Origin of the sequence: Streptomyces spongiae (assembly GCF_009377185.1) — a bacterium.
Taxonomy (GTDB): domain Bacteria; phylum Actinomycetota; class Actinomycetes; order Streptomycetales; family Streptomycetaceae; genus Streptomyces; species Streptomyces spongiae.
This window is the reverse complement of record NZ_VJZC01000417.1, coordinates 1-8,920: the sequence shown is the minus strand read 5'-3', so window position 1 is coordinate 8,920 and position 8,920 is coordinate 1. Positions and strand designations below refer to the sequence as shown.

Here is an 8,920-nt window from a genome sequence, read left to right as displayed (position 1 = left end):
GGTGGGGGCTTGGGGGTTTTGGCGCGTGCGGGTTCGTTGTGGCTTGTCGCGCAGTTCCCCGCGCCCCTTACGGGCGCCCGGGCTTCAGCTTAGGGCCGGGTGACAGGTGTTGGGCCGATCGCTGCGCGAGGACTGGTGGGGATGCCCGGAATCGGGTAAATACGATCGAGTAGAACCGGTCAGTAACGAACCTGCCCCAAGATCCCTATTCGCGGCGAGGTGAGCCTCATGTCCGCAGCACCCCCACCCTCTTCCCGTCCCGCTGTGACCGAGCGCGAGGCCCGCCAAGTCGCGGAAGCCGCCCGTGAGCAGGACTGGCGCAAGCCCAGCTTCGCCAAGGAGCTCTTCCTCGGCCGCTTCCGGCTCGACCTGATCCACCCCCACCCCATGCCCCCCGACGAGGACGCGCAGCGCGGCGAGGAGTTCCTCGCCAAACTGCGCGACTTCTGCGAGACGAAGATCGACTCCTCCGTCATCGAGCGCGACGCACAGATCCCCGACGCCGTCATCGACGGGCTCAAGGAGATCGGCGCCCTCGGCATGAAGATCGACACCAAGTACGGCGGCCTCGGCCTCACCCAGGTGTACTACAACAAGGCACTCGCCCTCGTCGGCTCCGCCAGCCCCGCGGTCGGCGCCCTGCTCTCCGCGCACCAGTCGATCGGCGTACCGCAGCCGCTGAAGCTGTTCGGCACCCAGGAGCAGAAGGACACGTTCCTGCCGCGCTGCGCCCGCACCGACATCTCCGCCTTCCTGCTGACCGAGCCGGACGTGGGCTCCGACCCGGCCCGCCTCGCCACCTCCGCCGTACCGGACGGGGACGACTACGTCCTCGACGGCGTGAAGCTGTGGACCACCAACGGCGTGGTCGCCGACCTCCTCGTCGTCATGGCCCGGGTACCGAAGTCCGACGGCCACAAGGGCGGGATCACCGCCTTCGTCGTCGAGGCCGCGTCCGAGGGCGTCACCGTCGAGAACCGCAACGCCTTCATGGGCCTGCGCGGCCTCGAGAACGGCGTGACCCGCTTCCACCAGGTCCGCGTCCCCGCCGCGAACCGCATCGGCCCCGAGGGCGCCGGGCTCAAGATCGCCCTCACCACCCTGAACACCGGCCGGCTCTCCCTGCCCGCCATGTGCGTCGGCGCGGGCAAGTGGTGCCTGAAGATCGCCCGTGAGTGGACGGGCGTGCGCGAGCAGTGGGGCAAGCCGGTCGCGCTGCACGAGGCGGTCGGCTCGAAGATCGCCTTCATCGCCGCCACCACCTTCGCGCTGGAGGCCGTGGTCGACCTGTCCTCGCAGATGGCCGACGAGGACCGCAACGACATCCGCATCGAGGCCGCCCTCGCCAAGCTCTACGGCTCCGAGATGGGCTGGCTGATGGCCGACGAACTGGTCCAGATCCGCGGCGGCCGCGGCTTCGAGACCGCCGAGTCGCTGATGGCCCGCGGCGAACGCGGCGTCCCCGCGGAGCAGATCCTGCGTGACCTGCGCATCAACCGCATCTTCGAGGGCTCCACCGAGATCATGCACCTGCTGATCGCGCGCGAGGCCGTCGACGCCCACCTGTCGGTCGCCGGTGACCTCATCGACCCCGAGAAGTCCCTCTCCGACAAGGCGAGGGCGGGCGCGAACGCGGGCGTGTTCTACGCCAAGTGGCTGCCCAAGCTGGTCGCGGGCGCGGGCCAGCTGCCCCGGTCGTACGGTGACTTCCACCCGGCCGGTCACGGCGACCTGTCCGGTCACCTCCGCTACGTCGAGCGCAACGCCCGCAAACTGGCCCGCTCCACCTTCTACGCCATGTCCCGCTGGCAGGGCCGTATGGAGACCAAACAGGGCTTCCTGGGCCGGATCGTCGACATCGGCGCCGAACTGTTCGCGATGAGCGCGGCCTGCGTACGCGCCGAGCACCTGCGCACCACCGGGGACCACGGCCGCGAGGCGTACCAGCTCGCCGACGCCTTCTGCCGCCAGTCCCGCATCCGCGTCGAAGAACTCTTCAACCGTCTGTGGACGAACACCGACGACGTCGACCGCAAGGTCGTCAAGGGCGTCCTGTCGGGCACCTACGAGTGGCTGGAGGAGGGCGTGGTCGACCCGTCCGGCGAGGGCCCGTGGATCGCCGACGCGACACCCGGCCCGAGCCGGAGGGAGAACGTCCACCGCCCCATTCGCTGAAGGACGGGCCGGCCCATCAACTCATCCTTTGACATCCTTCACGGAAAGACACTGGAGTCCCCGCCGCCCTTCTGCTGCTTGCCGCTCGAAAATTCCGCGTCAACAATGGGCAGAAGGGCGAACGGGGACGACAGATGCGCCAAGGAATCGGGGACAGTCACGGAATTTCCGTCCAGCTGATGTACGCCAGGCACGAGACCTGGTGCCATCTCGTGGAGACGGACCGTGTCAGGGCACTACGGGCGGTGCGCGATGAAGTACTTCCGCTCGCGGAGAAGCTGCGCCTGGCCGACCCCGGGGCGTTCGAGACGCACCGGGACGCCCTCGCCGTGCTGCTCAACGAATGCGCGCTGGCCGTCGTCGACACCGAGCCCAGGCCGCCCGTGACCGGCTTCGACGCCGTACGCGTACGCAGGCTCGACCCCCGTGACGTGGACGCGCTGCTGGACGCCGGGCGCCCCGGCGAGCGGCCGGTGGTCCCGCAGCTCTTCCGCAGCGCCCTCGACGTGGTCAAGGACCCCGTGCTGCGCGAGGTGATCACGGCGAACCAGCAGGGCGTCGACATTCTCCGGCGGGCGAACCGCTGGATCCGGATGCTCGTGGACGTCATGGACGCCGAAGAAATGGAGACCCGTATTTCGCGGGGCCGGAACATGTAATTCACACTCGTGGTAGTTGGGGGTTCGGACAATGCCCGCTCTCGGACTGGAAACCGTCACCGGCAAAATCATGCGGGCCGGCGAGGGCAGGATCCTGCGCCGCCTGCACCGCGTCGCCGAACAGGTCACCTCCATCGAGGAGGACTTCACCGACCTGAGCGACGCCGACCTCCGCGCCCTCACCGACGAGTACAAACAGCGGTACGCCGACGGCGAGACCCTCGACGACCTGCTGCCCGAGGCCTTCGCCACCATGCGAGAGGCCGCGCGGCGCACCCTCGGCATGCGCCACTTCGACGTCCAGGTCATGGGCGGCGCCGCCCTCCACCTCGGCAACATCGCCGAGATGCAGACCGGCGAGGGCAAGACCCTGGTCGCCACGCTGCCCGTCTACCTCAACGCCCTCACCGGCAAGGGCGTCCACCTCGTCACCGTCAACGACTACCTGGCCCAGCGCGACGCCGACTGGATGGGCCGGGCGTACACGTTCCTCGGCCTGAGCGTCGGCGTCATCCGCACCGGCTCGACCCCCGCCGAGCGCCGGGCCGCCTACGCCTGCGACATCACCTACGGCACCAACACCGAGTTCGGCTTCGACTACCTCCGCGACAACATGGCCTGGTCGAAGGACGAGCTCGTCCAGCGCGGCCACCACTTCGCGATCGTCGACGAGGCCGACTCGATCCTCATCGACGAGGCCCGCACCCCGCTGATCATCTCCGGCCCCGCCGACCAGGCCCCCCACTGGTACGAGGCCTTCGCGAGCCTCGTACGGCCCATGCGGGGGGTCGAGATCCAGGAGGAGCGCTTCGTCAAGTTCCTCGACAAGGAGAGGCTGCAGGAACTGCGCGACGAGTACCACTACGAGTACGACCCCAGGAAGCGCACCGTCGCCGTCCTGGACCGCGGGGTGGAGTACATCCAGGACCAGCTCGGCATCGACAGCCTCTACGAGTCCGATCACACCCCGCTGATCGGCCACCTCAACAACGCCCTGAAGGCCAAGGAACTGTTCCGCAAGGACCACGAGTACGTCGTCGTCGACGGCGAGGTCCTGATCGTCGACGAACACACCGGACGCATCCTCGCCGGCCGCCGCTACAACGAGGGCCTGCACCAGGCGATCGAGGCCAAGGAGAGCGTCCAGGTCAAGGAGGAGAACCAGACCCTCGCGACGATCACCCTCCAGAACTTCTTCCGCCTCTACCACAAGCTCTCCGGCATGACCGGCACGGCGATGACCGAAGCCGCCGAGTTCCACCAGATCTACGAACTCGGAGTCGTCCCCATCCCGACCAACCGGCCGATGGTCCGCATGGACCAGCCCGACCTGATCTACCGCACCGAGGACGCCAAGTACGCGGCGGTCGTCGACGACATCGAGGAGCGGCACGCCCAGGGCCAGCCGGTCCTGGTGGGCACCACCACCGTCGAGGTGTCCGAGGTGCTGTCCTCGCTGCTGCGCAAGCGGGGCATACGCCACGAGGTGCTCAACGCCAAGAACCACCAGCGCGAGGCCCTGATCGTCGCCCAGGCGGGCCGCAGGGGAGCGGTCACCGTGGCCACCAACATGGCGGGCCGCGGCACCGACATCATGCTCGGCGGCAACCCCGAGGCCCTCGCCCTGGCGTCACTCCCGGAGGAAGCGGACGAGGAACAGCGCCAGTCCGCGATCGACCGCGTGGCGTCCGAGGTCGCCACCGAGCGCGACGAGGTCACCGGACTCGGCGGCCTCTACGTCCTCGGCACCGAGCGGCACGACGCCCGCCGCATCGACAACCAGCTCCGCGGCCGCTCCGGCCGACAGGGCGACCCCGGTGAGTCCCGCTTCTACCTCTCGCTCCAGGACAGCCTCATGCGGCTCTTCCAGGCCCAGATGGTGGACCGGGTGATGGCCGCGGCCAACCTCCCCGACGACGTCCCCATCGAGAACAAGGTCGTCACCCGCGCCGTCGCCTCCGCCCAGGCGCAACTGGAACGGCAGCACTTCGAGTCCCGCAAGGACGTCCTGAAGTTCGACGAGGTCCTCAACCGCCAGCGCCGGCTCATCTACGCCGAGCGCCGCCGCGTCCTCGAAGGCCAGGACCTGCGCGAACAGCTCCGGCACTTCATGGACGGCACCATCCGCGCGTACGTCGAGGCCGAGACCGAGGAGGGCTTCGCCGAGGAGTGGGACCTGGAGAGGCTGTGGTCCGCGGTCGAACAGCTCTACCCCGTGGGGATCACCCTGGACGACCTGGACGAGCAGTTCGGCGGCCGCTCGAACCTCACCACCGAGGACATCGTGGACGCGCTCACCGACGACATGCACACCCGCTACGAGGAACGCGAGGAGGAACTCGGCGAGGACGTGCTACGCCTGCTGGAGCGCCGGGTGATGCTCTCCGTCCTGGACCGCAAGTGGCGCGAGCACCTGTACGAGATGGACTACCTCCGTGACGGCATCGGCCTGCGCTGGACCCTCGGTCGCGAACCGATCATCGAGTACGAGCGCGAGGGCTTCGACATGTTCGTCGCCATGACCGACGCCATCAAGGAGGAGTCCGTCGGCTACGTCTTCAACCTCGACCCCACCTCCGAGGGCCTCGCCCCCGGCCCCCAGGACTCCCTCCACTTCAGCGCCCCGACCATGGACACGGCGGAGGGAGTCGTCGAGGGCGACTTCACCCCGGCGGACGCGGGCCGCTCCGCGGAGACCGGGTCCTCGGGTGGCGCCGCCCGCCCGGTGAAGGCCAGGACGCGTCAGGCCAGGGCGAAGCGGCGCCGGAAGAGGTGACGAGGTGATGAGGCGGGGACGCGGTCAGCAGTACTTGTAGCCGCTGCCGCGCGAGGACCAGGAGCAGTCGTCGGCCTTGGTCCCGTTCGCCTTGTAGAGCGTGGCCGTGTCCGCGGTGTTGTTCCACACGTACCACTCGCGACCCCAGTACTTGTGGTACGCGTCGTTGGTGCCCGTGCCGGTGTGCACCTTCTTGCTGTTGCCCGCGCCGACCTTCACGTCGCCGAAGGTGTACGTGTAGCCGGTCCTGTCCTTGATCTTCCAGCCCTTCAGGGAGACCGCCGCCGACGTGGTGTTCTTGATCCGGATCCACTCGCCGTTGAGGCTGGAGTTCGAGCCCGTGTCCGAGCCCGGGCTGTCGTAGTACACGTGGTAGATGTACACCCGCCCGGCCGCCTCGGCCGGCGAGCTCAGCAGTGTCCCCGTCAGAGCCACCGCTCCGGCGAGTGCGGGCAGGGCGGCGCGTATCCCTCTGCGCATGGAGAATCCCCCCAGATGTCGTCCTTCTGACCGGTCGTCCCCCGATCAGAGGAGAAGTAATATCACCTAGTCTTCACGTGTGCTTCACAAACGGAGATATGACGCCGTCGTGTGACACATGGCCGTAAGGCGGCCCACACTCCGACGCGCCGTCATGCCGTCCACCGGGTACGGCCACAATGGAGGAATGACCGACAGCCCTGCCCCTCTCGCCGATCCGCATCTAGTCTTCGATCCCGTCGCCGGGACCCGCGACGTCGTCGTCCTCGGATCGACCGGTTCCATCGGCACCCAGGCCATCGATCTCGTCCTGCGCAACCCGGACAGGTTCCGCGTCACCGGGCTCTCCGCCGCCGGGGGGAGGGTGGGACTGCTGGCCGAGCAGGCGTACCGGCTCCGCGTGCGGACGGTCGCCGTCGCCCGCGAGGATGCCGTCCCCGCGCTGAAGGAGGCCCTCAGAGGCCAGTACGGCACCGAGCCGCTCCCCGAGATCCTCGCGGGCCCGGACGCCGCCACCCAGCTCGCCGCCACCGCGTGCCACACCGTGCTCAACGGCATCACCGGCTCCATCGGCCTCGCGCCCACCCTGGCCGCCCTGGAGGCGGGCCGCACTCTCGCGCTCGCCAACAAGGAGTCGCTCATCGTCGGCGGGCCGCTGGTCAAGGCGCTGGCCGAGCCGGGCCAGATCATCCCCGTCGACTCCGAGCACGCCGCCCTGTTCCAGGCCCTCGCCTCCGGCACCCGGGCCGATGTGCGCAAGCTGGTCGTCACCGCCTCCGGGGGCCCGTTCCGCGGCCGTACGAAGGTGGAGCTGGCGAACGTCACCCCCGAGGACGCCCTCGCGCACCCGACCTGGGCCATGGGGCCGGTCATCACCGTCAACTCCGCGACCCTGGTCAACAAGGGCCTGGAAGTCATCGAGGCACACCTCCTCTACGACATTCCCTTCGATCGCATTGAGGTGGTCGTGCATCCGCAGTCGTATGTCCACTCGATGGTTGAGTTCACGGACGGATCGACACTGGCCCAGGCGACGCCCCCCGACATGCGTGGGCCGATCGCCATCGGCCTCGGCTGGCCGGAGCGCGTCCCCGACGCCGCCCCCGCCTTCGACTGGACCAAGGCGTCCACCTGGGAGTTCTTCCCCCTCGACAACGAGGCGTTCCCCTCGGTCGGGCTCGCCCGCCACGTCGGACAGCTCGCGGGCACGGCCCCGGCGGTGTTCAATGCCGCCAACGAGGAGTGCGTCGACGCGTTCCTGAAGGGCGCCCTGCCGTTCAACGCGGTCATGGAGACGGTCACCCGGGTCGTCGAGGAACACGGCACACCCGGAACGGGAACCTCCCTGACCGTGGCGGACGTCCTCGAAGCCGAGACCTGGGCCCGCGCCCGCGCCCGGGAACTGACCAAGAACACTCCGACCACCTCTACCGAGCGGACGACCGCGGAGGCGCGTGCATGACCACCCTGATGACGATCCTCGGCATCGCCGTCTTCGTGATCGGCCTGGGGATCTCGATCGCGTGGCACGAGCTGGGCCACCTGTCGTTCGCCAAGCTCTTCGGCATCCGCGTGCCCCAGTACATGGTGGGCTTCGGCCCGACCATCTGGTCGCGCCACCGGGGCGAGACGGAGTACGGCATCAAGGCGATCCCGCTCGGCGGCTACATCCGCATGATCGGCATGTTCCCGCCGGGCAAGGACGGGCGGATCGAGGCCCGCTCGACGTCCCCGTTCCGCGGGATGATCGAGGACGCCCGCGCGGCCGCCTTCGAGGAGCTTCAGCCCGGCGACGAGAAGCGCCTCTTCTACACGCGCAAGCCCTGGAAGCGCGTCATCGTGATGTTCGCGGGCCCGTTCGCGAACCTGGTCCTCGCCGTCGTGATCTTCGTCAGCGTCATGATGACGTTCGGCACCAACATGCAGACCACCACGGTCGGCAAGGTCTCGGACTGCGTCATCCAGGCCAGCGCGGACCGCTCGACGTGCGAGAAGGGCGACCAGGCCGCCCCCGCCAAGGCGGCCGGGCTCAAGGCCAAGGACGAGATCGTCGCCTTCAACGGCGTCCCCGTGAAGGACTGGTCCACCCTCCAGGAGGACATCCGCGCCAACCCCGGCAAGGAGGTCACCCTCACCGTCGAGCGCGGAGGAAAGCAGCTCGACCTCACCGCCACCCTCATAAAGAACCAGGTCAGCAAGACCGACGGCGACGGCGGCTACGTCCAGGGTGAGTACGTGTACGCCGGCTTCCTCGGCTTCACACCCGCCACCGGCATCGTCCCGCAGACCTTCACGCAGTCCGTGGACCGCATGGGCGACATGATGGAGAACGGCGTGGAGTCGCTGATCTCCCTGCCCGCCAAGGTCCCCGCCCTGTGGGACGCGGCCTTCGGCGACGGCCCGCGCGAGCCCGACTCGCCCATGGGCGTGGTCGGTGCGGCCCGCGTCGGCGGCGAGATCGCGACCCTCGACATCCCGGCCACCCAGCGCCTCGCCACGTTCCTGATGCTGGTCGCGGGCTTCAACCTCTCCCTGTTCCTCTTCAACATGCTCCCGCTGCTCCCGCTCGACGGCGGACACATCGCGGGCGCCCTGTGGGAGTCCCTGCGCCGGAACCTGGCCAAGGTGCTGCGCCGACCCGACCCGGGCCCGTTCGACGTGGCGAAGCTGATGCCGGTGGCTTATGTGGTGGCGGGTATTTTCATCTGCTTCACGGTCTTGGTCCTGATCGCGGACGTGGTGAACCCCGTACGGATCTCATAGCGGTACGCGGTACGTCACGCGGAGTTCACGGCGGCCGGGCAGGCTGGAAGCCCGGCCGCCGTCGCAT

6 protein-coding genes are annotated in these 8,920 nt (G+C 68.8%); 5 read left to right on the top strand and 1 reads right to left on the bottom strand.

All coding sequences use genetic code 11. From position 1 onward, the window contains the following. The first annotated feature begins 228 nt into the window (after positions 1–228). From FNH08_RS36575 to secA, 3 genes are all read left to right on the top strand, one after another. Positions 229–2,175, top strand: a complete 1,947-nt coding sequence (locus FNH08_RS36575) for an acyl-CoA dehydrogenase family protein (RefSeq protein WP_152775839.1) — start codon at positions 229–231, stop codon at positions 2,173–2,175. 179 nt (positions 2,176–2,354) lie between these two features. Continuing rightward, positions 2,355–2,834 (top strand): hypothetical protein, encoded by a 480-nt coding sequence (locus FNH08_RS36570; protein WP_194238730.1) that lies wholly within the window; start codon positions 2,355–2,357, stop codon positions 2,832–2,834. A gap of 31 nt (positions 2,835–2,865) precedes the next feature. Beyond that, positions 2,866–5,610 carry a preprotein translocase subunit SecA gene (secA, locus tag FNH08_RS36565; RefSeq protein WP_194238729.1) on the top strand — a complete coding sequence of 915 codons (2,745 nt, stop codon included), beginning with the start codon at positions 2,866–2,868 and terminating at the stop codon, positions 5,608–5,610. 24 nt (positions 5,611–5,634) lie between these two features. Here secA and FNH08_RS36560 read toward each other — a convergent pair whose 3' ends face one another. Then, positions 5,635–6,090: a lamin tail domain-containing protein gene (locus FNH08_RS36560; protein WP_152775837.1), complete on the bottom strand. Its 456-nt coding sequence runs from the start codon at positions 6,088–6,090 to the stop codon at positions 5,635–5,637. Between the two features lie 187 nt (positions 6,091–6,277). On the opposite strand from FNH08_RS36560, the gene dxr reads away from it, so the two are divergent. Beyond that, entirely contained in the window at positions 6,278–7,552 is a 1,275-nt protein-coding gene (gene dxr / locus FNH08_RS36555; RefSeq protein ID WP_152775836.1) for a 1-deoxy-D-xylulose-5-phosphate reductoisomerase, read from the top strand. Next, a complete protein-coding gene (locus FNH08_RS36550) occupies positions 7,549–8,853 on the top strand; it encodes a M50 family metallopeptidase (protein ID WP_152775835.1) in 1,305 nt (434 codons plus the stop codon). The genes dxr and FNH08_RS36550 overlap by 4 nt, the downstream gene beginning before the upstream one ends. Positions 8,854–8,920 lie beyond the last annotated feature (67 nt).

Excerpts from the sequence above, each read along its gene's own strand:
- FNH08_RS36575 (WP_152775839.1), top strand. The coding sequence starts at position 229 with ATGTCCGCAGCACCCCCACCCTCTTCCCGTCCCGCTGTGACCGAGCGC.
- FNH08_RS36570 (WP_194238730.1), top strand. The coding sequence starts at position 2,355 with ATGTACGCCAGGCACGAGACCTGGTGCCATCTCGTGGAGACGGACCGT.
- secA (WP_194238729.1), top strand. The coding sequence starts at position 2,866 with ATGCCCGCTCTCGGACTGGAAACCGTCACCGGCAAAATCATGCGGGCC.
- FNH08_RS36560 (WP_152775837.1), bottom strand. The coding sequence starts at position 6,090 with ATGCGCAGAGGGATACGCGCCGCCCTGCCCGCACTCGCCGGAGCGGTG.
- dxr (WP_152775836.1), top strand. The coding sequence starts at position 6,278 with ATGACCGACAGCCCTGCCCCTCTCGCCGATCCGCATCTAGTCTTCGAT.
- FNH08_RS36550 (WP_152775835.1), top strand. The coding sequence starts at position 7,549 with ATGACCACCCTGATGACGATCCTCGGCATCGCCGTCTTCGTGATCGGC.